The following is a 20,289-nucleotide window of genomic DNA, read 5'->3' on the forward strand; positions in this document are numbered from 1 at the left end:
GGTTTCAAGCGCGCTTAGCGGTCGCGGGCCAGCGGGTGATGGTCCAGCACCAGATCGCGCAGCCGTTCCTCCAGCACATGAGTGTAGATTTCGGTGGTGGCGACATCGGCATGGCCGAGAAAGGTCTGGATCGCGCGCAGATCGGCGCCATTGGCCAGCAGATGGGTGGCAAAGGCATGGCGCAGCGTGTGCGGCGTGACCTTGGCCGGAGACACGCCCGCCGCCACGGCAATGTCCTTGATCAGCAGGTAAAAGGCGTGCCGTGTCAGATGCCCGGCCTTCCCGCGCGAGGCAAAAAGAAAGCCGGAGGCGGGCTTGCCCGCCAGACGCGCCCGGTCTTCCTGCCCGTCGCGGCAGGCCAGCCAGCCAGCCAGCGCCACGCGGGCAGGGGGGGACAGCGGCACCATGCGTTCCTTGCCGCCCTTGCCGCGGATCAGCAGCATGCGCGGATCGCCCCGCGCCGAGGACAGCGGCAGCGTCACCAGCTCGCTGACCCGCATGCCGGTGGCGTAAAGCAGCTGCATCAGGCAGGCATTGCGCAGGTGATCCTCGGGCGTGCGGCCATGGCTCTGTGCCGCGACCAGCATCTGGTCCACCTCCTCCACCGACAGCGTCTTGGGCAGGCGCTTGGCCCGGCCCGGCCCGGTGATCTGCACCGCCGGGTTGTCCAGACGCAGCCCTTCCTCGAAGGCGAAGCGGTAAAGCTGCTTGATGGAGGAGAGCCGCCGCGCGCGGGTCGACAGCGCCAGCCCCTCGGCTTCGCAGCCGATCAGATAGGCCTCGACATCGGCGCGCTGCGCGCTGGCCAGATCCAGCTGCCGCGCGGCCAGCCAGCCGGTGAAATCCAGCAGATCGCGGCCATAGGCCAGCTGGGTGTTGTCGGCAGCCCCCCGTTCGGCGGCCTGCGTTTCCAGAAAGGCCGAGACCCAGTGCGCGGCACTCATAGCGGCGCGCCTTCGTCGGAGAGGATCATCAGCTGGATCGCGGCGCGGCGCGCGGTGTCCTCCAGCCCCATGGCGCGGAACGTGGCCAGCGCATCGGTCAGATCGGCATGATTGCCCTCCGCCCCCGAGGCAAACAGCGCCATGGCGCGCAGGATGACCTCGCCCAGACGGCCCTCGCGCAGCTGGGTGGCGAGCGGTTCGGGCGGCAGGCTGTCTTCGGCCCATGCAGCGGCGATGGCCAGCCGCTGCGCGGTCTGCGGCGGGCTGTCGGGGGCGCGGCCCCGCGCGATGGCCGCGGCGTCGTGCAGCAGCCCCGGGGCAGGATCCATCCCGGCGGCGGCAGTCTCGTAGCCATCGGCCAGCAGCCTTGCGCGCGGCACCAGATCTGCCGCGCGCCCCTCCAGCGGCAGACCGTCAAGACGGTCGGCAAAAAGCTGGGCAAAGGGCACCAGCAGCCCGGCGCTGCGCATCTGCGGCCAGACCGCCAGCAGCGCGGGGGCCACCTCTTCGGTCCGGTTCTGTGCCAGCGCGCGGTCCAGCGCCTGCACCGCTGCGACCCGGTCCCAGACCCCGCCAGAGGCGGCGGGGGCGCGGTCGGTATAGATGCCCAGAAGCCGGTTTTCCGACACGGTGCCGCGCCGCGCCAGCCGTTCGGCGGCAAGGATCTGCGCCCGCCAGCCGCTGGTGCCGCCCAGATCGGCGGCGGCGAAGGCGCGCTGCAGCGGCTGGGTGGGCAACGCCTCGCCGATGGTTTCGAACAGGCGGAATTCCAGCGGCGTGGGGCGCGCAGGCGGGGGCACCGGTTCCGCGCCCTCGATCAGGTCGGGATCCAGAAACCGCGCCAGCAGGTCGGCTTCGCGCGCGTCGATCTGGCCCAAGGCCCGCGCGCTGCCAAAGATCGTGACGGCATGATCCCAGCTGCCGCCGCGCGCCTCGCAGAAGATGCGGGTGGGCAGATCATCGCTGAGATGCGGATTGCGGCGCAGCGCCGCACAGGGCGCGTCGGGTTCGCCCGCGATCAGCGCCAGATCGCGCCAGCGGGCAAAGATCTGCGGATCCCCGGCCCCGCCCGCCTGATCCACCAGTGCAAGCGCGGCATCCACTGCGCCTTCCTGCATCAGCCGGTCCAGCCGGGCGGCCAGAAAGCTGGCGCCCGCGCCGCCGCTGCCGCGCGGCGCGTCGGCCTCGGCCAGAAGCAGCGTCAGAAGCTGGGCGGCGAGGGCGGGCACCACCGGATCCACCGCCCCCAGCAGCGGGATCAGCACCGGCCCGTCGCTGCGCGACCACAGGCTGCGTGGCAGGCCGGTCACCGACATCGGCAGCAGCCCCGCCGCATCCTGCGACGGCGCGTCCAGCGGCGCGCTGTCCACCGCAGGCACGGTGCCGGTGGCGGCCACCGGCGGCTCGCTGCGCGGGGGGGCCATGTGCTGCGGGATGGCGGTCAGACCCCGCGGGGCGGAGTGCAGCCAGTCGATGGCCGACAGCGGATCCTGCGCGGCAAGCGGAGAGGCGAGCAGGCACAGACCCGTCAGAAGAAGGGTCTCAGTTCGCATCAAGCTCCACAGGCTGGCGGATTTCGGTCTGCGGCGGCGCGAAGTTGGCGCCGAAGAACGGCCCCACATACGCATAGGCCACCAGAGCGATCCCGCCGAGGATCAAAAGAATAAGCAGCCATTTCACCAGTCGTCCCATGCCGTTCGTTATCCTGCCTCGTGATTTTTGGCACTTATACCTAGCCTTTTTCGCAAACTCACGTCATTCACGGCCCACAGGAGGCAGAATTGGCGATGGATGGCCGAGAAACAAGGGCATTGCTCCCGAAGTTGAAGAAGACTGTGGTGCTGGTGGGCATGATGGGTGCGGGAAAATCGGCCGTGGGCCGGGCTTTGGCCACGCAGCTTCACGTGCCGTTCCGCGATTCGGACACCGAGATCGAGAAGGCGGCCAACATGAGCATCGCCGAGATCTTTGCCCGCGACGGCGAGCCCTTCTTCCGCCGCAAGGAAAGTCAGGTCATCGCGCGGCTGCTGGAGGCGCGGCCCGCCGTGCTGTCCACCGGCGGCGGCGCCTATATGGCCGAGGAGAACCGGCGCCTGATCACCGAAAAGGGCGTGGCGGTGTGGCTCGATGCCGATCTGCCGGTGCTCTGGGGCCGGGTGCGTCACAAGGACAGCCGCCCGCTGCTGCGCACCCCCGATCCGCAGGCGACGCTGGCCGAGCTTTTTGCCCGCCGCGTGCCGGTCTATGCGCTGGCGGATGTGGCGGTGAAATCGGAGCAGGGCCTGTCGGTGGAGGCCATGGCGCGGCGTGTGGTCGACACGCTGCTGACGCGGCCCGATGTCTTGGAAGAGGAAAAGTCATGACGACAACCGTGCATGTGGATCTGGGCGCGCGCGCCTATGACGTGCGCATCGGCGCGGGCCTGATCGCGCGGGCCGGGGCCGAGATCGCGCCGCTGCTGCGCCGCCCGCGCGTGGTGGTGGTCAGCGATGCCACCGTGGCCGCCGCACATCTGGTGCCGCTGCAGGCGGGGCTTGCCGCCGAGGGCATCGCATCCGAGGCGCTGCTGCTGCCGCCGGGCGAGGCCACCAAATGCTGGCGCGAGCTGGAGCATGTGACGGAATGGCTGCTGTCGCAGAAGGTCGAGCGCAGCGATGTGGTCGTGGCGCTGGGGGGCGGGGTGATCGGCGATCTGGTGGGCTTTGCCGCCGCGATCCTGCGCCGGGGCGTGCGGTTCGTGCAGATCCCCACCTCGCTGCTGGCGCAGGTCGACAGTTCCGTGGGCGGCAAGACCGGCATCAACTCGCCCGCAGGCAAGAATCTGGTCGGCGCCTTCCATCAGCCCGCGCTGGTGCTGGCCGATACCGGCGCGCTGCAGACGCTGGCGCCGCGCGATTTTCTGGCGGGTTACGGCGAGGTGGTGAAATACGGCCTGCTGGGGGATGCGGAATTTTTCGGCTGGCTGGAAGCCCATGCCGGGGCGTTGCGCGGGCGCGATCCGGCAGCGCTTGACCATGCGGTGACTCGGTCGGTGGAGATGAAGGCGGGCATCGTCATGCGCGACGAGACCGAGCAGGGCGAGCGGGCGCTGCTGAACCTTGGCCATACCTTCTGCCACGCGCTGGAGGCCGCCACCGGCTATTCGCAGCGGCTGCTGCATGGCGAGGGCGTGGCCATCGGCTGCGCGCTGGCTTTCGAGCTGTCGGCGCGGCTGGGGCTCTGCGCGCAGGAAGACCCCTCGCGGTTGCGCGCCCATCTGCGCGAGATGGGGATGAAGGCCGATCTGGCCGAAATCGACGGCGCGCTGCCCGACGCGGAGCAGCTTTTCGAGCTGATGGGGCAGGACAAGAAGGTGGTGGATGGCGCCATCCGCTTCGTGCTGGCCCGCCGTATCGGCGAGGCCTTTGTCGGCGCCTCGGCCCCGCGCGAGCGGGTGCTGGAGGTGCTGCGCGACTCGGCGCGGGGCTGAGCCGGGCGCTGCCTGCCGTCCGGCGGCGATGGGCTGATGGGGCGCGGGGGCTCTGCCCCCGTCCGCGTGCCGCGGACTCCCCCGGGATATTTGCGGCCGCTGGAAGCGCGGATCGCGGCGCCTCTGCAGGCTGTCCCAAGCCGCGGCGGATTGTATCAAGACAGTCGTGACACAAAAGGGGCGCGAGGGGGTGCCTCGCGCCCTAGGGGAAGAGGTTCCGGCAGGTCCGGGGATCAGCCCTGCCAGAACATGCGGCGCGCCTCGGCCTGCGCGACGTGCCGTTCCAGTCCCAGATCGCGCAGCAGATGGTCATCCAGCTGTTTCAGCGCCTGTCGGGTGCGGCGGCGCTGCGACCATTGCGCGAAGACCACCGCGAGCCGCAGCGTCAGCGCCGCGACGGGCGGCAGCGGGCGCTGCGCGTCGAGATAGGCGAGAAGCGGGGCGTGGGCGGTCAGTGCCATGGGAAGTCCTCGAGTTTGTATTGACACAATGTAGTTGTAATCTGTGATCTATTGATACATTGTGCCGGAATGGACGTCGACAAGAACATTGTGACCGATACAATATTCGAGCTCTTTGCGGCGGAAGCTGCGGGGCCGAAATACCGCGCGCTGGCCGCCGCGCTGCGGGCCGGGATCGGATCGGGCCAGCTGCCCCCCGCCACGCGGCTGCCGCCGGTGCGTGATCTGGGCTGGCGGCTTGGCATGACGCCGGGCACGGTGGCGCGCGCCTATACGCTGCTGACCGACGAGGGGCTGCTGGTGGCGGAGGTGGGGCGCGGCACGTTTGTGCAGGGGCCCGCCGGTCCGCGCCCGCCGCTGCTGGTGGGGGCGGCCCCCGAGGAGGCGGCAGGCGACGGCATGGTGAGCCTGTTCACCGCGCGTCTGCCGGATCTGGGGCAGGTGGCGCTGATCCGCTCCGGCTTTGCGCGGCTGGCCGAACGCCCGGCGCCCGAGCTGCTGGATTACCCCTCGGGCCGGGCCTTTGCTCCAGCGCGGCAGGTGGTGCTGGACTGGCTGCGCGAGGTGCCGCTGGGGCCGGTGGATCACGAGGATGTGGTGCTGAGCCATGGCGCGCAGAACGGCATCTCGCTGGTGATGCAGGCGGTGCTGCGCGGGCGGCGTCCGGTCGTGCTGGTGGAGGATCTGTGCTATCCCGGCTTCCGCCGCGCGGCGGAACTGCTGCGCGCCGAACTGGTGGCGGTGCCCATGGATGCGCAGGGGCTGATCCCGGGGGCGCTGGCCGATCTGGCGCGGCGGCACGAGGCGCAGTTGCTCTGCACCTCGCCCGAACTGCACAACCCCACCGCGCTGGTCACGCCCCCCGAGCGGCGGCGCGAGATCGCCGAGGTGGCGCGGGCCTGCGGGCTGCATGTGCTGGAGGATGACAGCACCTCGCTGGGGGATCCGCGCACCGAAAGCTACCGCGCGATGCTGCCCGATCTGGGCTGGTTCGTCTCGTCGATCTCCAAGACGCTGACGCCGGGGCTGCGGGTGGGGTTCACCATCGCGCCGCAGGCCCGGCGCGGCGATCTGCGGCGGGTGGCGGAATACGGCTTTTTCGGGCTGGCGCTGCCGCTGGCGGAACTGCTGGGCGATCTGCTGGCCCGGCCCGAAACCCGCGAGATCGTGCGGGCGGTGCGGGCGCGCAACGGCCAGTATGTGCGCGCGACGGTCAATGCGCTTGGCGGTCACGATCTGAGCTGGGACGAGCAGGCGCCCTTTGTCTGGCTGCGGCTGCCTGCGGGCTGGCGGGCGGCGGCTTTCTGTCTGGCGGCGGAGGCGCAGGGGGTGCAGGTGCGCGCGGCAGAGGAGTTTGCTCTGCGCGACACGTTTGCGCCACATGCGGTGCGGCTGGGGATGAACACCCGCGTGCCGATGCCGGAATTCGAGGCGGCGCTGGGGCGGCTGCGGCGGCTGCTGGACGATCCGCCGGGGCAGATTCTGGTCTGACTCCCCCTGTTCGGGGGGGCGGAGGCGCGCGCGCGGGTTGCTACTGTGACGCGGCGTCGCCTGTCCCTGTGCCGGGCCGGAGGAGGTCTGAGGCCGCCCGGGGCATGGCTGCGCGAAGAAGTCAGGAGTGTTTCATGAAAGCCATTCATCTGTCTGCCGCGCTGTGCGCGGTCTCCCTGCTTGCCGCCTGCGATACCAGTTCCGGCGGCGGTTCCGGTGGCGGCGGAGGCGGCGGCGGGAGCACCCCGCCCGCAACCGCGACCACGCTGGAAGAGTTCGAGGCCATCGTCTCTGACGTGGCGGGCACCGGTCCCACCACCGACCCGCTGAGCGGCACCGCCTCTTATGCCGGGCGCACCTTCATTCCGATGGTCGACAACACCACCGGCGAAACCCGCGGCCATGTGACCGGCGATCTGGCGGTCGACGTGAATTTCGACGCCGCCGTGAACCCGATGTCGGGCACCGCGACCAATTTCGCCGGCACCTATGACGGCACGGAGTTTACTGCCACCGGCACGCTGAGCAGCGCCAACACCACCGCGTCGAACGACATCAACGAAATCGGCCGCGCGCCGATCGTGGTGCCGGGCCTGTTCGAGGGGGAGACCACCCAGATGTCGCTGGCTCTGGCCGGCGAGCTGGAAGAAGCCTCCGGCGCCACCGGGCTGACCGGCGAGACCTACATGACCCTGCAGGGGCAGTTCATGGGCGAGGGCGGGGCTGCTGCCACCGGTGCGGCCAGCCTGAACACCAGCGATCCCTCGGGCGTGGGCGGCGTGATCCGCGGCGGTCCGTTCTACCTCGAACGTCAGTAAAGGCATGCGCCCTCCGGCAGGTCCGGGGGGCGCGTCAGGTCAGACTCATGTCCCCGATCCGACGGCTGCTGCGCGCGGCCCTGTTCGTTTTTGCTCTGAATGCTCCCGTGGCGGCTCTGGCCCAGTCCGAGGCCGAGGTTGCCCAGTGGAACCGCGCCGTGACGCTGATGCAGGCGGGCGATGTGGCGGCAGCGCTGCCGCTGCTGGAACGTCTGGTGTCAGAGGAGCCGGGCAAGGCGGTCTACCGGCTGGAACTGGCGGCGGCGCTGTTCCGGCAGGGCCGCTATGGCCGGGCGCGCTATCACGCCGATCTGGCGGCGCTTGGCGATCTGGCCCTCGAGGCGCGGCTTGCGGCGCGGCGCATCGCAAGCACCGCCGCCGACCGCCAGCCGCTCACCGGGTATTTCCAGCTCAATATCCTGCCCGAGACCAATCCGGGCCGCCAGACCAGCCAGTCCAGCGTCGACATCAACGGCGTCGAGTTTGGCCTGAACGAGGATGCGCGGGCCGAAGCCTCGACCTCGGTGATCGTGGTGGCGGGGGGCACCTACATGCACCCTCTGGGCGACCGGCTGCGCCTGCGGTTTGGCGCCGATCTTTGGGCGCGGCACAACCCGGACGAGCGGCTGCAGGACCGCCAGCTGACCCTGCGCGTCGGGCCGTTCTGGCAGGGCGCGGATGGCAGCCGCTTCGGCATCGATGTCACGCGCGGGCGCAACTGGAATGCGGGCGTGCCGGTCGATGAAACCCACGGCCTGCGGCTGGAGGCGGGCCGCCCGCTGGGACAGCGCAGCTATCTGGCCTTTGCCGCCGCGCGGACATGGGCCAGCGCCACCGACGGCACCGGCGACGAGGTCGATGACCGGCTGGTGCTGGGCCTGTCGCATATGCAGAGCGACACGCTGCTGCTGCGCGGCAACCTGTCGGTGCTGCGCAAGGAGGCGCGGTTTGCCACGCAGGATTACACCGAACGCGGCCTGTCGGTGGGGGCGCAGAAATTCTGGTCCGGCGGCTGGACCGTGCAGGGCGACCTGTCGGTGGCGCGGCGCAGCTATGGCGGGCGCGACCCGCTGTTCGGCATCGCGCGGCAGGATGACCGGCTGCGGCTTGACCTGTCGGTCATGGACCGCGACCTGCGCATCGGGCCTTTCGTGCCCGAACTGCGGCTGGGTCTGGAACGCGCCCGCTCCAGCATCGACATGCGCAGCTATGACAACCGCGCGCTGCAGATCAGCTTCACCCGGCGCTTCTGAACCGTCCGATTTGTGGGGTAAAATGATACCTATTTATCAAGCCATTGTTTTTATTGTAAAAAATCGGAAAACTGTCGCTTGACTGTGCGCGCGGCAAGCTTATAACCCGCCCATCGGAATACGAGGCCTGCGGGCCTCTGGAACAAGCTCAAGGGCACCGCGATGAAAACCTACTCTGCGACTCCGGCAGACATCGACAAGAAATGGATCGTGATCGACGCGGAAGGCGTCGTTCTGGGCCGTCTCGCGTCGATCGTCGCCATGCGTCTGCGTGGCAAGCACAAGGCCACCTTCACCCCGCATATGGACATGGGTGACAACGTCATCATCATCAACGCCGACAAGGTGCAGATGACCGGCAAGAAGCGCGAAGAGCACTTCTACTGGCACACTGGCCACCCCGGCGGGATCAAGTCGCGCACCAAGGCCCAGATCCTTGAAGGCGCGCATCCCGAGCGTGTGGTGATCCAGGCCGTCAAGCGCATGCTGCCGGGCAACCGCCTGTCGCGCAAGCAGATGACCAACCTGCGCGTCTATGCAGGGGCGGCCCACCCGCACGAGGCGCAGGCGCCCGAAGCGCTGGACGTCAAGTCGATGAACAAGAAAAACACCCGGGTGTAATCATGGCTGAACAGATCAACTCCCTGGAAGAACTCGGCACCGCCGCAGGCATCGAGTCCACCGCTCCCGTGGCAGCCCCGCGTGAGCCCGTGCGCGACTCGCTGGGCCGGTCCTATGCCACTGGCAAGCGGAAGGACGCGGTCGCCCGCGTCTGGATCAAGCCGGGCTCCGGCAAGGTCACCGTCAACGGCAAGGAAATCAACGCGTATTTCGCCCGGCCCGTGCTGCAGATGATCCTGCGCCAGCCCTTCACCATCGCTGGTGTCGAAGGTGAATTCGACGTGATGGCCACCGTCAAGGGCGGCGGCCTGTCCGGTCAGGCCGGCGCGGTCAAGCACGGCATCTCGAAAGCGCTGCAGCTTTACGATCCCGCCCTGCGCGGCGCGCTGAAAGCGGCAGGCTTCCTGACCCGCGACAGCCGCGTTGTGGAACGGAAGAAATACGGCAAGCGCAAAGCACGCCGCAGCTTCCAGTTCTCGAAGCGCTGATCCTTACCGGATCGCAGGACATCGAAACGCACCGGGGCAACCCGGTGCGTTTTTTCTTGGGCGCAGTTGGCGGGGCGGGCGGCCTGCGCTACTCCAATCCGGCAAGCGCAGGAGTTCGGTGATGCGGGTGTTCATCTTCAGCTACAATCGCGGCGCCTATCTGCGCAACGCCGTGGAGTCGGTGCGGCGGCACATGCCCTTTGCGCAGGTCACCGTGATGGATGACCGCTCTGACGATCCGGACACGCGGGCGGTGCTGGCGGCGCTGCCGGTCGAGGTGCTGACCGCACCCGCGCCCGGGGCGGAACATGCGGTGACGGGCGGCCTGCATGGCGGGATGAACCGCGCGCTGGATCTGGCCGAGGCAGAGGGGCAGACCGTGGTCCTGATGCTGCAGGATGACATGATGCTGGTGCGCGACGTGGCGCAGGCAGATCTGGACGCCGCCGTGGCGCAGTTCGACCGGGCCGATGCGTCCTTCGTGCTGGGGGTGACCTTCGCCAAGACCCGGCGCGGCGCGCGCGACATCGGGCTTGTGCTGGACGGCGGCGTGTACCGGCGCCCCGAAGCAGCGGCGGTGTCCGGCGCGCATTGCGCCTATGGCGATACCGGGCTGTTCCACATCCCCCGGCTGCGCGCCACGCTCGGCCGACTGGAGCAGGGCGAAAAAGGGAACGAGGCACGGGCGCGCGCGCTTGGCCTGCGCATGGGCAGTCTGGTCTTCCCCTTTGCCCACTGGCTGCCCTTTCCGGTGTCGTGGCGGGGACGCAAACGGGTGTGGCGGCTGCGGCTGCTGGATCTGGTCTGTGGCGCGGGTGTGCATGTAATCGCGCCGCTGCAGGGCGAGCGTCTGCGCCGCTTTCTGGACCGGGATCCCGGCGATCTGCCCTTTGCCGAGGACTGGCTGACCGCCCCCACGGCGCCGCAGGCGCTTTACTGGTCGCTGCGCGGCGGCGCGCAGAACGGGCTGGCACGCGGCGGCTGGCGCAGCACGCTGGCACGGCGGCTGCGCTGATGCGGATGGCCTATATTGCCCGTTCCGTGCTGCCGTCAGAGGCGGCGAATGCCGTCCATGTGGCGCGGATGTGCGCGGCGCTGGCGGGCGAGGGCGCGGATCTGCGGCTTTTTGCGCATCAGGGCAGGCCAGCGTCCGACATGGCGGGGCTTGCGCAGATCTACGGGCTGCGCCACCCGTTCGCGCTGCGGCTTTACGACATGAAGCATCCGCTGGACCGGCTGGGCTGGCGGGCCCGCGCGCTGCTGCAGGCGTGGCGCGAGGGGCGGCGCACGGTGCTGACGCGGGATGTGCCCACGGCGGCGCTGGCCACGCGCTGGGGCTTTGCCACGGTGCTGGAACTGCACCACCCGCCCGCGCCCGACAGCGACAAGGGCCGCGCGCTGGCCCTCGCGCAGGCGCGGGGGGCACGGCTGGTGGCGATCACCGCACAGCTTGCCGCCCATCTGGAGGCGCAGCTGAACCTGCCTGCGGGCGCGGTCGCGGTGCTGCAGGATGGCGCCGATCTGGCGCCCGAGCCCGCGCCGCCGCCGCCCGGGCGCCGTCTGGTCGCGGGCTATGCCGGATCGCTGCTGCCCGGCAAGGGGGTGGAGCTGATCGCGGCGCTGGCGCCCTTGGTGCCGGAGGTGGCGTTTGTCGTGCTTGGCGGGCCGGAAACCGCGCGGCGCGACTGGCAGGCGCGCGTCTCTGCGCCCAACCTGAGCTTTCTGCCCCGCGTCGCCCCTGCCGAGGTGGCGCGACATATCGCGGGGTTTGACGTGGCGCTTTTGCCCAATGCGCGGCATGTCGGCACCTCGGGCGGTGGGATCACCGATATCGGGGCCTGGACCTCTCCGCTGAAAGCCTTTGAATACATGGCCTTGGGGCGGGCGATCCTTGCCTCGGACCTGCCGAACCTGCGCGAGGTGTTCAGCGACGGGCGCAATGCCCTGCTGTGTCCGCCCGAGGATCCCGAAGGCTGGGTCGCGCCGCTGCGGGCCTTGGCGGTGGATGCCGGGCTGCGCACGCGGCTGGGGGATGCCGCACGGCAGGATCTGGCGACGCGCTATTCCTGGGCGGCGCGGGCGCGGGCGATGCTGACGCTACTGGCGCAGAGGCCCTAGCGGTCCGGCGGGATCAGTCCCAGTCCGCGCAGGTAGATGCCGATGCCCGATTCCAGCAGCGCGTCGGCGGGGAAGGGCGCCTGTGCGCCGGGGGAGTTGCGGGCGAAGAGTTCCACCACGCCGTGGCTCATTGCCCAGATATGGGCCGAGAACATCGAGGCGGGGGGGCGCTTGTCTGCCGGGATATGCTGCGACAGATCCGAGGCCGCGCGTTCCAGCACGTCGCGGGCGCGGCGCGCGGCGGCGGCAAGTTCCGGCGAATGGTTGACCGAAATGCCGGATTCGAACATCGCGATGTAATGGCCGGGATGGCGGCGGGCAAAGGCCAGATAGGCGCGGCCCGTCGCCTCGAACGCGCCAAGCGCCGAGGGCTGGCCACTGTCATAGGCATATTGCATGAGATCGGCAAAGATCTCGTAGCCCTGTTTCGAGGCCTCGGCGATCAGATCCTCGCGCCCGCCGAAATGGCGGTAGACGGCGGCGGGGGTGACGCCCGCAAGCTTCGCCGCCTCCGAGAGGGTAAAGCCGGTGGGGCCTTTTTCCTCGATCAGCGCCAGCGCCGCCTCGACCAGCGCCTGCCGCAGGTTGCCATGGTGATAGCCCCGCTTAGGCATCCCAGATCTCGGGGCCTCCGGCGATGCAGGGATCGGGCGTGCCGATGGCGCGGGCATCCTTGTTGTCGTAATCCAGATGGCTCAGCACATGGCGGATCGCGGCCAGCCGCGCGCGTTTCTTGTCATCCGACCGGATCACCGTCCATGGCGCCTCGGGGGTGTGGCTGCGCGACAGGGTCTCCTGAATGGCGGCGCTGTAGGCGTCCCATTTCTTCAGCCCCTCCACGTCGATGCGGCTGAGCTTCCACTGCTTCAGCGGATCGCCCTCGCGCGCCAGCATCCGGCGCAGCTGTTCGGCACGGCCCACATTCAGCCAGAACTTGAAAAGGTGGATGCCATCCTCCACCAGCATCTTTTCGAAATCGGGCACCTGCGCAAAGAAATGTTCGCGCTGCGCTTCGGTGCAGAAGCCGAAGACCTTTTCCACCACGCCCCGGTTATACCAGCTGCGGTCATAGAACACGATCTCGCCACCTGCGGGCAGATGCGCGATGTAGCGCTGGAAATACCATTGCGAGGCTTCGGTATCCGAAGGCGCGGGCAGCGCCACCACCCGCGCGCCGCGCGGATTGAGGTTTTCGCGGAACCGCTTGATGGTGCCGCCCTTGCCCGCCGCGTCGCGGCCTTCGAACACCATGGCGATGCGGCGACCGGAGGTCTTGATGCAGGCCTGCAGCTTCAGCAGTTCCACCTGAAGGGCGGCCATGTCCTTGTCGTAGGTCTTGCCGCGCATCTCTTCGGAATAGGGGTAGCTGGGTGACAGGATGTCGTCCTTGTCGGCGCGGCGCAGCGCGGCGCGGATCGGCTCTGGCGCTTCGGTGTCGAAATAGGCGCTGATGGCGCCGTCAAAGGGCAGGCTCACGACCGCGTTCCTTCTGTCTGTCCGGGCTGTCTGTCCGGGGGTCCACTATGGGCGCTATGTCGCGTCAACGCAAACCCGCCCGCCGCGCCACACGGTCGATGGCAGCGTCCATCACCCCCGGCGCGACATGCTGGGGCATGTGGCCCACATCCGGCAGCAGCGTCAGCCGCGCGCCGGGGATGGCGCGGGCGGTGGGAACGGAATGGATCTGCGGCCCGACGATGCGGTCGGCCTCGCCATGGATCAGTTCCACCGGCAGGTCGAGGGCGGGATAGCGCGGCAGCAGGGCGGCGATCTCGGCCTTGAGGCTGGCGCGCTGGCGGGCATTGGCGCGCAGCGTCGCCGGGCGCAGCGCCAGTTCGGCGCCGATATGCTCGGCATAGCCGGGCGGCACCGGGTTTGGCGCAAACACCTCGCGGATGGCGTCCTGCACGCGGGATTCGGGGGCCAGTGCCGAAATGGCGCTGTTGGCCAGCGGTGCGAGCGGCCCGCCGGTCAGCCGGTAGAAGGCGGGCAGGCTGTCCTCCCATGTCTGCGAGGCGGCCCCCAGCAGCACCAGCCCCGCGCTGTGGCGCGGATGCTCCGCCGCCCATGCCAGCGCCACGGCGCCGCCATAGGACTGGCCGACCACGATGGGCCGGTCGGCGCCAAGCTGCCGCGCCGCCGCCACCAGCAGGTCGGCCTGATCGAAGATGCTGTCGCCCGAGGCCGAAAGCGCGGGCGTATAGCCAAGCCCGGGCCGGTCAAAGGCGATGACCCGGTAGCGCGGCGCCAGCCGGTCCACCGCCTGATAGGTCCAGTCGCGCAGGTTGCCGCTGGCGCCGTGGATCAGCACCAGATCCGGGCCGGAGCCCTTTTCGACATAATGCACGCGATGGCCGTCCACCTCCAGAAAGCGGCCCTCTGGCGGGTAGGCTTCGACCGCCCCCCGCGCCGAGCGGTCAGACGCGATGCCCGTGGCGGCACAGCCTGCCAGAGCCAGAACAGCAAGCGAAATCAGGACTTTCCAAGGCATTGTTGCAAACCTTTACCGGGTATTCTTGCGCCAGTCGGTCAAGGTGGTGCCGATGCGATCCACCTCGAACGGAGTCGTCAGGTAGATCTCGTTGATCCAGTTGCCATAAAGCAGATGGGCATGGCTGCGCCAGCGGTTGAGCGGGCGCTTCGACGGGTCGTCCTCGGGGTAGTAATTGGCGGGCACGTTGATGGCTTTGCCCGCCGCCACGTCCCGGTCGTATTCTTCCTTCAGCGTGTGGCTGTCATATTCCAGATGGTTGAAGATATAGAGCGCGCGATGCCCCGGATCCTCGACCAGCGCCGGGCCGGTTTCCGGCGAATGGATCAGCACCGGCAGGCCCGCCGCCTCGACCTCGGCGCGGCGCACCTCGGTCCAGCGCGACACCGGCATCACCATGTCATCGGAAAAGCCGCGCAGATAGGGCGAGGCGGGGGCGAGGTTCTGGTGCCGGATGCAGCCGAAGGCCTTGTGGTCGAGGATGTGTTTCGGCACGCCGTGGAAATGGTGGATCATCGCCATGCCGCCCCAGCAGACGCCGAAGGTGGCGTGGACATGGCTCTGCGTCCAGGCAAACACCCGGGTCAGTTCGTCCCAATAGGTCACCTCCTCATAGGGCAGGTGTTCGATGGGCGCGCCGGTGATCACCAGCCCGTCGAATTTCTCGCCCGAGGCCTCGACCTCGGCGAAGGGGCGGTAGAAGGCCTCCATATGTTCGGCGGCGGTGTTCTTGGTCTGATGCTCGGTCATGCGGATCAGCGAGAATTCGATCTGCAGCGGCGTGGCGCCGATCAGCCGGGCGAACTGGTTCTCGGTCTGGATCTTCTTGGGCATCAGGTTCAGCAGGGCGATGCGCAGCGGCCGGATGTCCTGCCGCGAGGCGCTGTCCTCGGACATGACCATGACGCCTTCGCGCGAGAGCACGTCATAGGCGGGCAGGTCTTCGGGCAGCTTGATGGGCATGACAATCATCCTCTGGTCAGGGCAGGAGATGTAGACGCGCAGGGCGCCGGGCTCAAGGGTGGCGATGACCGCCGGGGCGTCTGGTCGGTGATCACGGCAGAAGGGGGCTCTGCCCCCATCCCCCTGCGGGGGAGTCCCCCGGGATATTTTTGCCAAGAAGAAGCGGCGCGGGGCTTGCGGTTGCCGGAGCGGTGTCGTTCTGTGATCTCACATTGACCCGGAGGAGAGACGACATGCGCGCTGCCGTGCTGAGAACCTATAACGCGGATCTGTCCATCGAGGAGGTTCCGGTTCCGGACTGCCCCGCCGATGGCGTGGTGCTGAAGGTGCTGGCCTGCGGCGTCTGCCGGTCGGACTGGCATGGCTGGTCGGGCGAGCATCCGCGCGTCAAGCCGGGCCAGATTCAGGGCCATGAATATTGCGGCGAGGTGGTGGCGGCGGGCCCCGGCTCGCACTGGCAGGTGGGCGATCTGCTGGTGGCGCCGTTCATCCTTGCCTGCGGCACCTGTCCCTCCTGCCGCGAGGGCAATCAGCATACCTGTTTCGACCAGCGCCTGCCCGGCTTTGTCGAGCCGGGCGCCTTTGCCGAATACGTGGCGGTGCCGCGCGATTTCAACCTTGCGCGGCTGCCCGAGGGCATGTCGCCGACGCTGGCGGCGGGTCTGGGCTGCCGCGTCACCACCGCATGGCATGCGCTGACCGGGCGCGCGGCGCTGGCGGGGGGCGAATGGCTGGCGGTGCATGGCACCGGCGGCATCGGGCTGTCGGCGGCGATCCTTGGCCGGGCGCTTGGCGCGCATGTGATCGTGGTTGATGTGGTGCAGGAAAAGCTCGACCATGCGCTGAGCCTTGGCATGGATGCGGCGGTGAATGCCAAGGATGGCGACGTGGCGGCGCAGATCCGCGAGATCACCGGTGGCGGCGCGCATGTGAGCGTGGAGGCGCTGGGGATTCCGCAGACGGTCAATGCCTCGATCCGCTGCCTGCGCCCGCTTGGGCGGCATGTGCAGGTGGGCATGCCGGTGGGGCATCATGCCGTGCAGGAAGTGGACATGAACGCCGTCTACATGGCCAATCTGGCGCTTTACGGCACCCGGGGCATGCCGTCGCACCGCTATCCGTCGCTGCTTGGATTGATCACGCGCGGAAAGGTCGATATGAGCCCGCTCATCGCGCGCGAGATTCCCCTCAGCCAGGCCGGGGCGGAGCTTGCCGCTTTCAACGGGCCGACGCCGCCGGGCGTGGCCGTCATCACCGACTTCAGCCGCTGAGGTCGCATGGCATCAGGAGATCGCCCATGAAAGCCGCCGTCATCGTCTTCCCCGGGTCCAACTGCGACCGCGACATGAAGACCGGCTTCGAGACCGCCGGGATCGAGGTGGAGATGGTCTGGCACAAGGACACGGCGCTGCCTGCGGGCATCGACATCGTGGGCCTGCCGGGCGGCTTCTCCTTTGGCGATTACCTGCGCTGCGGGGCGATCGCCGCCAATTCCCCGATCTGTCACGAGGTCAAGGCCCATGCCGCGCGCGGCGGCTACGTTCTGGGCGTGTGCAACGGCTTCCAGATCCTGACCGAGACCGGGCTGCTGCCGGGGGCGCTGCTGCGCAATGCCGGGCTGAAATACATCTGCCGGACGGTGGATCTGCAGGTGGCGGAAAGCCAGTCGGTCTATACCCGCGGCTATGAGGCGGGGCAGGTGATTTCGGTGCCGATCGCGCATCATGACGGCAATTACACCGCCGATGCCGCCACGCTGGACGCGCTGGAGGGCGAGGGCCGCGTCGCCTTCCGCTATGTCGCCAACCCCAACGGGGCGGCGCGCGACATTGCGGGCATCCTGTCGGAGAACCGCCGGGTGCTGGGCATGATGCCGCATCCCGAGCGCGCCTGCGTGCCCGCGCAGGGCAATACCGACGGTGCGCGCCTTTTCGCCCATCTGGGCGAGGCGCTGGCCGAAGCCTGAGCCGCGCGGCTTGAGACCCGGCGGCGCGGCGCGTAGATTGGCCGCCATGTCGCATTCCAGCCCAGACCGGACGGACCAGCACCGCTCGAACCCGCTCAGCTGGCGGGTGCGGGTGGCGCTGTTGGTGCTGCTGGTTCTGGCGGTGATCACCGTCTGGACCACCAATGTCCTGCTCACCGACCGCTCCACCACCGCGACGCGCAACCGGGCGGAGCTGCGGCTGGCGCTTTATTCCGGCAACATCCTGTCGGAGCTGCGCCGCAACGCCATCGTGCCACAGCTGCTGTCGCGGGATCCCGCGCTGATCGGGGCGCTGAATTCCGGCGATTTCAGCCAGTCCACCCAGCGGCTGATCGGCTATGTCGACGAGATCGGCGCTGCCTCGCTGATGCTGCTGGACAAGGACGGGCGCACGGTGGCCGCCACCGACCGCAACCGGCTTGGCCAGAACCACCGCAACGAGCCCTCCTATGTGGATGCGCTGCGGTCCAACACCACCGTCTTCACCATCAAGGCGCGCGAGGCGGGGGGCTATGCCTTCAGCTATTCGCGGCGGCTGGAAAGCCAGAATGACGTGATCGGCGTCATCGTGGTGGAGGTGGATCTGGCCAAGTTCGAACGGGCCTGGGCCGGGATCACCGATGCGGTGGCGGTGATGAATTCCGAAGGCACCATCATTCTGGCGACCGAACCGCGCTGGCGCGGGCTGACCATGACCGAGGCGCTGAGCCGCCAGCCCCCCGAAAGCGCCATCGAACGCGCCATCAAGGCCACCGCCGACTGGACCGCGCTGCCTGCTGACGCCTACCTCAAGGGCGAGGCGGTGATGCGCATCGACGGGCGCATCCCGTTCCGTGGCTGGACCATGGCGACCTTCACCACCTATGCCTCGGTCCGCGAGCGGGTGAACGCGGTGCTGGCGCTGGAGATCATGGGCTTTGCGCTGCTGGCGGCGCTGGCCTTTTACGCGCTGTCGCGCAAGACCGCGCTGCGCATGGCGCTGTTCCAGCGCGAAAGCGCCGAGCTGCGGCGGCTCAACGCCCGGCTGCAGCGCGAGATCGCGGAGCGCGAGAAGGTGCAGAAGGATCTCTCCGCCGCCGAGCAGACGCTGGAGCAAAGCTCCAAGCTGGCCGCCCTTGGCGAGATGTCGGCGGCGGTCAGCCACGAGCTGAACCAGCCGCTGGCCGCGATGAAGACCTATCTCGCGGGGGCCCGGCTGCTGCTGCGCCGCAACCGCCCCGAAGAGGCGATGACCGCCTTTGCCCGCATCGATGACCTGATCGACCGCATGGGCGCCATCACCCGGCAGCTGAAAAGCTACGCCCGCAAGGGGCAGGCGCAGTTCAGCCCGGTGGACATGGGCGAGGCGCTGGCTTCCTCGCTGTCAATGATGGAGCCGCAGCTGAAGGCGCGGCGGGTGCGCATCTCCAAGATCCTGCCTGATCGCCCGGTGCGGGTGATGGGCGACCGCATGCGCATCGAACAGGTTCTGGTGAACCTGCTGCGCAATGCCATCGACGCCACCAAATCCGTGGCCCAGCCCGAGATCGAGATCCTGCTGGCCAGCGGCGAGACCGCGACGCTGAGCGTGCGCGACAACGGCCATGGCATCGAGGATCTGGAATCGCTGTTCGAGCCCTTCTACACCACCAAGCAGCCCGGAGAGGGCACCGGGCTGGGGCTCGCCATCTCTTCGGGGATCGTGACCGAGCTTGGCGGACGCCTGACCGCGCGGAACGGATCCGACGGGGGGGCTGTTTTCGAGATGCAGCTGCCTATCTTGAACGAAACAAGCGAAGCTGCGGAATGACCCGCCGGCCCAGCCGGATGACGACGTGACGACCTGAGAAAGGCGACCCAGAACAATGACAAAAGCCATGAAGATCGCCATCGTGGACGACGAGAAGGACATGCGCCAGTCGATCAGCCAGTGGCTGGCGCTGTCGGGCTACGACACAGAGACCTTTTCCAGCGCCGAGGAGGCGCTTGGCGCGCTTGGGCCGGATTACCCCGGAATCGTGATTTCCGACATCCGCATGCCCGGCATGGACGGGATCCAGTTCCTGAAAAAGCTCATGGGCAGCGACAGCGCCCTGCCGGTCATCATGATCACCGGCCATGGCGACGTGCCGATGGCGGTGGAGGCGATGCGGATCGGCGCCTTTGATTTCCTTGAAAAGCCGTTCAATCCCGACCGCATGTCGGAACTGGCCAAGAAGGCCACCAATGCCCGCCGCCTGACGCTGGACAACCGAGCGCTGCGGCGCGAGCTGTCCGATGGCGGCCAGCTGATGCGCAAGCTGATCGGCCAGAGCCCCGCGATGGAGCGGCTGCGCGAGGACGTGCTGGATCTGGGTCAGGCCGATGGCCATGTGCTGATCGATGGCGAGACCGGCACCGGCAAGACGCTGATCGCCCATGCGCTGCATGCGGTGGGATCGCGCGCGGGCAAGAAATTCGTGCTGATTTCCTGTGCCGCGATGGATCAGGACGCGCTGCTGCAGCGGCTGTTCGGGCCGATGCAGCCCGATGACAGCCGTCTGCCCGCCATCGAGGAGGCCCGTGGCGGCACGCTGGTGCTGGAAGACATCGAATCGCTGTCGGATGCGGCGCAGGCGCGGCTGCTGTCGGTGATCAACGATCAGGGCACGCCGCCCGAAACCCGGATCATCGCCATCTGCAACCTGCAGGACGAGGGCCGCACCTGCGAAACCGCGCTGCGCCCTGATCTGTATTACCGGCTGGCGGCGCTGAAGATCACCGTGCCGCCGCTGCGCCAGCGCGGCGAGGACATCCTGACGCTGTTCACCCGGTTCTCTGACCAGTTTTCCGATGAATATGGCTGCGACGCCCCGCAGGTCAGCGCACAGGAGGCGGCACAGCTGCTGCAGGCGCCATGGCCGGGCAATGTGCGTCAGCTCATCAATCTGGCCGAACGCGCCGTGCTGCAGTCGCGCCGGGGCACCGGCACCATCGCCTCGCTGCTGATGAACGACCACGAGGACATGCAGCCGGTGATGACCACCGAAGGCAAGCCGCTCAAGGAATATGTCGAGGCGTTCGAGAGGATGCTGATCGACAACACCATGCGGCGGCACAAGGGCTCGATTTCGGCGGTGATGGACGAGCTGTGTCTGCCGCGCCGCACGCTCAACGAGAAGATGGCCAAGTATAACCTGCAACGCGCCGATTATCTCTAGCGGCGC

At 68.5% G+C, this 20,289-nt stretch carries 21 protein-coding genes; 13 read left to right on the forward strand and 8 right to left on the reverse strand.

Annotation, left to right across the window (positions count from 1 at the left end):
- Nucleotides 1-14 precede the first annotated feature (14 nt).
- The 3 genes from BLR51_RS23875 to BLR51_RS27870 are packed head-to-tail and all read right to left on the reverse strand — an operon-like array spanning nt 15 to nt 2,636.
- Nucleotides 15-944 carry a site-specific tyrosine recombinase XerD gene (locus BLR51_RS23875; RefSeq protein WP_089851712.1) on the reverse strand — a complete coding sequence of 310 codons (930 nt, stop codon included), beginning with the start codon at nt 942-944 and terminating at the stop codon, nt 15-17.
- On the reverse strand, nt 941-2,497 hold the full coding sequence (locus tag BLR51_RS23880) for a hypothetical protein (protein ID WP_089851714.1): 1,557 nt from the start codon (nt 2,495-2,497) through the stop codon (nt 941-943). The genes BLR51_RS23875 and BLR51_RS23880 overlap by 4 nt, the downstream gene beginning before the upstream one ends.
- Entirely contained in the window at nt 2,487-2,636 is a 150-nt protein-coding gene (locus tag BLR51_RS27870; protein WP_165616920.1) for a hypothetical protein, read from the reverse strand. The genes BLR51_RS23880 and BLR51_RS27870 overlap by 11 nt, the downstream gene beginning before the upstream one ends.
- A gap of 95 nt (nt 2,637-2,731) precedes the next feature.
- On the opposite strand from BLR51_RS27870, the gene BLR51_RS23885 reads away from it, so the two are divergent.
- Both BLR51_RS23885 and aroB read left to right on the forward strand, forming a co-directional pair.
- Nucleotides 2,732-3,307 (forward strand): shikimate kinase, encoded by a 576-nt coding sequence (locus BLR51_RS23885; RefSeq protein WP_089851716.1) that lies wholly within the window; start codon nt 2,732-2,734, stop codon nt 3,305-3,307.
- A complete protein-coding gene (gene aroB / locus BLR51_RS23890; protein WP_089851717.1) occupies nt 3,304-4,413 on the forward strand; it encodes a 3-dehydroquinate synthase in 1,110 nt (369 codons plus the stop codon). The genes BLR51_RS23885 and aroB overlap by 4 nt, the downstream gene beginning before the upstream one ends.
- Before the next feature lie 233 nt (nt 4,414-4,646).
- On the opposite strand, the gene BLR51_RS23895 is transcribed toward aroB, so the two are convergent.
- A complete protein-coding gene (locus BLR51_RS23895) occupies nt 4,647-4,874 on the reverse strand; it encodes a DUF1127 domain-containing protein (RefSeq protein WP_089851719.1) in 228 nt (75 codons plus the stop codon).
- 69 nt (nt 4,875-4,943) lie between these two features.
- Between BLR51_RS23895 and BLR51_RS23900 the strand changes: the two genes are divergently transcribed.
- The 7 genes from BLR51_RS23900 to BLR51_RS23930 all read left to right on the forward strand — a co-directional run bounded on the left by BLR51_RS23900 (nt 4,944) and on the right by BLR51_RS23930 (nt 11,663).
- Nucleotides 4,944-6,365 carry an aminotransferase-like domain-containing protein gene (locus tag BLR51_RS23900; RefSeq protein ID WP_089851722.1) on the forward strand — a complete coding sequence of 474 codons (1,422 nt, stop codon included), beginning with the start codon at nt 4,944-4,946 and terminating at the stop codon, nt 6,363-6,365.
- A gap of 134 nt (nt 6,366-6,499) precedes the next feature.
- Nucleotides 6,500-7,183: a hypothetical protein gene (locus BLR51_RS23905; RefSeq protein WP_089851723.1), complete on the forward strand. Its 684-nt coding sequence runs from the start codon at nt 6,500-6,502 to the stop codon at nt 7,181-7,183.
- A gap of 47 nt (nt 7,184-7,230) precedes the next feature.
- Nucleotides 7,231-8,436: a porin family protein gene (locus tag BLR51_RS23910; protein WP_089851725.1), complete on the forward strand. Its 1,206-nt coding sequence runs from the start codon at nt 7,231-7,233 to the stop codon at nt 8,434-8,436.
- Between the two features lie 162 nt (nt 8,437-8,598).
- Nucleotides 8,599-9,057, forward strand: a complete 459-nt coding sequence (gene rplM, locus BLR51_RS23915; RefSeq protein ID WP_089851727.1) for a 50S ribosomal protein L13 — start codon at nt 8,599-8,601, stop codon at nt 9,055-9,057.
- 2 nt (nt 9,058-9,059) lie between these two features.
- Nucleotides 9,060-9,545, forward strand: coding sequence for a 30S ribosomal protein S9 (gene rpsI / locus BLR51_RS23920; protein WP_089851729.1), 486 nt, complete (start codon nt 9,060-9,062; stop codon nt 9,543-9,545).
- A gap of 121 nt (nt 9,546-9,666) precedes the next feature.
- Nucleotides 9,667-10,560, forward strand: a complete 894-nt coding sequence (locus BLR51_RS23925; protein ID WP_089851730.1) for a glycosyltransferase family A protein — start codon at nt 9,667-9,669, stop codon at nt 10,558-10,560.
- Nucleotides 10,560-11,663 carry a glycosyltransferase family 4 protein gene (locus BLR51_RS23930; protein ID WP_089851732.1) on the forward strand — a complete coding sequence of 368 codons (1,104 nt, stop codon included), beginning with the start codon at nt 10,560-10,562 and terminating at the stop codon, nt 11,661-11,663. Before BLR51_RS23925 ends, BLR51_RS23930 begins: the two co-directional genes overlap by 1 nt.
- Here BLR51_RS23930 and BLR51_RS23935 read toward each other — a convergent pair.
- From BLR51_RS23935 to BLR51_RS23950, 4 genes are all read right to left on the reverse strand, one after another.
- Nucleotides 11,660-12,277, reverse strand: coding sequence for a TetR/AcrR family transcriptional regulator (locus BLR51_RS23935; protein WP_089851734.1), 618 nt, complete (start codon nt 12,275-12,277; stop codon nt 11,660-11,662). The genes BLR51_RS23930 and BLR51_RS23935 overlap by 4 nt on opposite strands.
- The gene (ppk2, locus tag BLR51_RS23940) at nt 12,270-13,139 is read right to left on the reverse strand and encodes a polyphosphate kinase 2 (protein ID WP_089851736.1); all 870 of its coding nucleotides are present in this window, start codon (nt 13,137-13,139) and stop codon (nt 12,270-12,272) included. The genes BLR51_RS23935 and ppk2 overlap by 8 nt, the downstream gene beginning before the upstream one ends.
- A gap of 64 nt (nt 13,140-13,203) precedes the next feature.
- Nucleotides 13,204-14,154 (reverse strand): alpha/beta fold hydrolase, encoded by a 951-nt coding sequence (locus tag BLR51_RS23945; protein ID WP_089851738.1) that lies wholly within the window; start codon nt 14,152-14,154, stop codon nt 13,204-13,206.
- Nucleotides 14,155-14,166: 12 nt separating this feature from the next.
- Nucleotides 14,167-15,117 (reverse strand): homoserine O-succinyltransferase, encoded by a 951-nt coding sequence (locus tag BLR51_RS23950; RefSeq protein WP_089851740.1) that lies wholly within the window; start codon nt 15,115-15,117, stop codon nt 14,167-14,169.
- Nucleotides 15,118-15,350: 233 nt separating this feature from the next.
- Here BLR51_RS23950 and BLR51_RS23955 point away from each other — a divergent pair, with 233 nt between their 5' ends.
- From BLR51_RS23955 to BLR51_RS23970, 4 genes are read left to right on the forward strand one after another with little or no spacing between them, the layout of a single operon-like run.
- The gene (locus tag BLR51_RS23955; protein ID WP_089851742.1) at nt 15,351-16,388 is read left to right on the forward strand and encodes a zinc-dependent alcohol dehydrogenase family protein; all 1,038 of its coding nucleotides are present in this window, start codon (nt 15,351-15,353) and stop codon (nt 16,386-16,388) included.
- 26 nt (nt 16,389-16,414) lie between these two features.
- Nucleotides 16,415-17,083: a phosphoribosylformylglycinamidine synthase subunit PurQ gene (purQ, locus tag BLR51_RS23960; RefSeq protein WP_089851744.1), complete on the forward strand. Its 669-nt coding sequence runs from the start codon at nt 16,415-16,417 to the stop codon at nt 17,081-17,083.
- Nucleotides 17,084-17,129: 46 nt separating this feature from the next.
- Nucleotides 17,130-18,893 (forward strand): sensor histidine kinase, encoded by a 1,764-nt coding sequence (locus tag BLR51_RS23965; protein WP_089851746.1) that lies wholly within the window; start codon nt 17,130-17,132, stop codon nt 18,891-18,893.
- Nucleotides 18,894-18,948: 55 nt separating this feature from the next.
- Nucleotides 18,949-20,283: a sigma-54-dependent transcriptional regulator gene (locus tag BLR51_RS23970; RefSeq protein WP_089851748.1), complete on the forward strand. Its 1,335-nt coding sequence runs from the start codon at nt 18,949-18,951 to the stop codon at nt 20,281-20,283.
- Nucleotides 20,284-20,289 lie beyond the last annotated feature (6 nt).

Origin of the sequence: Salipiger marinus, assembly GCF_900100085.1 — a bacterium.
In the GTDB taxonomy this organism is placed as follows: domain Bacteria; phylum Pseudomonadota; class Alphaproteobacteria; order Rhodobacterales; family Rhodobacteraceae; genus Salipiger; species Salipiger marinus.

Bases quoted from the DNA above. Each gene is read 5' to 3' on its own strand.
- BLR51_RS23875 (WP_089851712.1), bottom strand. From the start codon at position 944: ATGAGTGCCGCGCACTGGGTCTCGGCCTTTCTGGAAACGCAGGCCGCC.
- BLR51_RS23880 (WP_089851714.1), bottom strand. From the start codon at position 2,497: ATGCGAACTGAGACCCTTCTTCTGACGGGTCTGTGCCTGCTCGCCTCT.
- BLR51_RS27870 (WP_165616920.1), bottom strand. From the start codon at position 2,636: ATGGGACGACTGGTGAAATGGCTGCTTATTCTTTTGATCCTCGGCGGG.
- BLR51_RS23885 (WP_089851716.1), top strand. From the start codon at position 2,732: ATGGATGGCCGAGAAACAAGGGCATTGCTCCCGAAGTTGAAGAAGACT.
- aroB (WP_089851717.1), top strand. From the start codon at position 3,304: ATGACGACAACCGTGCATGTGGATCTGGGCGCGCGCGCCTATGACGTG.
- BLR51_RS23895 (WP_089851719.1), bottom strand. From the start codon at position 4,874: ATGGCACTGACCGCCCACGCCCCGCTTCTCGCCTATCTCGACGCGCAG.
- BLR51_RS23900 (WP_089851722.1), top strand. From the start codon at position 4,944: ATGGACGTCGACAAGAACATTGTGACCGATACAATATTCGAGCTCTTT.
- BLR51_RS23905 (WP_089851723.1), top strand. From the start codon at position 6,500: ATGAAAGCCATTCATCTGTCTGCCGCGCTGTGCGCGGTCTCCCTGCTT.
- BLR51_RS23910 (WP_089851725.1), top strand. From the start codon at position 7,231: ATGTCCCCGATCCGACGGCTGCTGCGCGCGGCCCTGTTCGTTTTTGCT.
- rplM (WP_089851727.1), top strand. From the start codon at position 8,599: ATGAAAACCTACTCTGCGACTCCGGCAGACATCGACAAGAAATGGATC.
- rpsI (WP_089851729.1), top strand. From the start codon at position 9,060: ATGGCTGAACAGATCAACTCCCTGGAAGAACTCGGCACCGCCGCAGGC.
- BLR51_RS23925 (WP_089851730.1), top strand. From the start codon at position 9,667: ATGCGGGTGTTCATCTTCAGCTACAATCGCGGCGCCTATCTGCGCAAC.
- BLR51_RS23930 (WP_089851732.1), top strand. From the start codon at position 10,560: ATGCGGATGGCCTATATTGCCCGTTCCGTGCTGCCGTCAGAGGCGGCG.
- BLR51_RS23935 (WP_089851734.1), bottom strand. From the start codon at position 12,277: ATGCCTAAGCGGGGCTATCACCATGGCAACCTGCGGCAGGCGCTGGTC.
- BLR51_RS23945 (WP_089851738.1), bottom strand. From the start codon at position 14,154: ATGCCTTGGAAAGTCCTGATTTCGCTTGCTGTTCTGGCTCTGGCAGGC.
- BLR51_RS23950 (WP_089851740.1), bottom strand. From the start codon at position 15,117: ATGCCCATCAAGCTGCCCGAAGACCTGCCCGCCTATGACGTGCTCTCG.
- BLR51_RS23955 (WP_089851742.1), top strand. From the start codon at position 15,351: ATGCGCGCTGCCGTGCTGAGAACCTATAACGCGGATCTGTCCATCGAG.
- purQ (WP_089851744.1), top strand. From the start codon at position 16,415: ATGAAAGCCGCCGTCATCGTCTTCCCCGGGTCCAACTGCGACCGCGAC.
- BLR51_RS23965 (WP_089851746.1), top strand. From the start codon at position 17,130: ATGTCGCATTCCAGCCCAGACCGGACGGACCAGCACCGCTCGAACCCG.
- BLR51_RS23970 (WP_089851748.1), top strand. From the start codon at position 18,949: ATGACAAAAGCCATGAAGATCGCCATCGTGGACGACGAGAAGGACATG.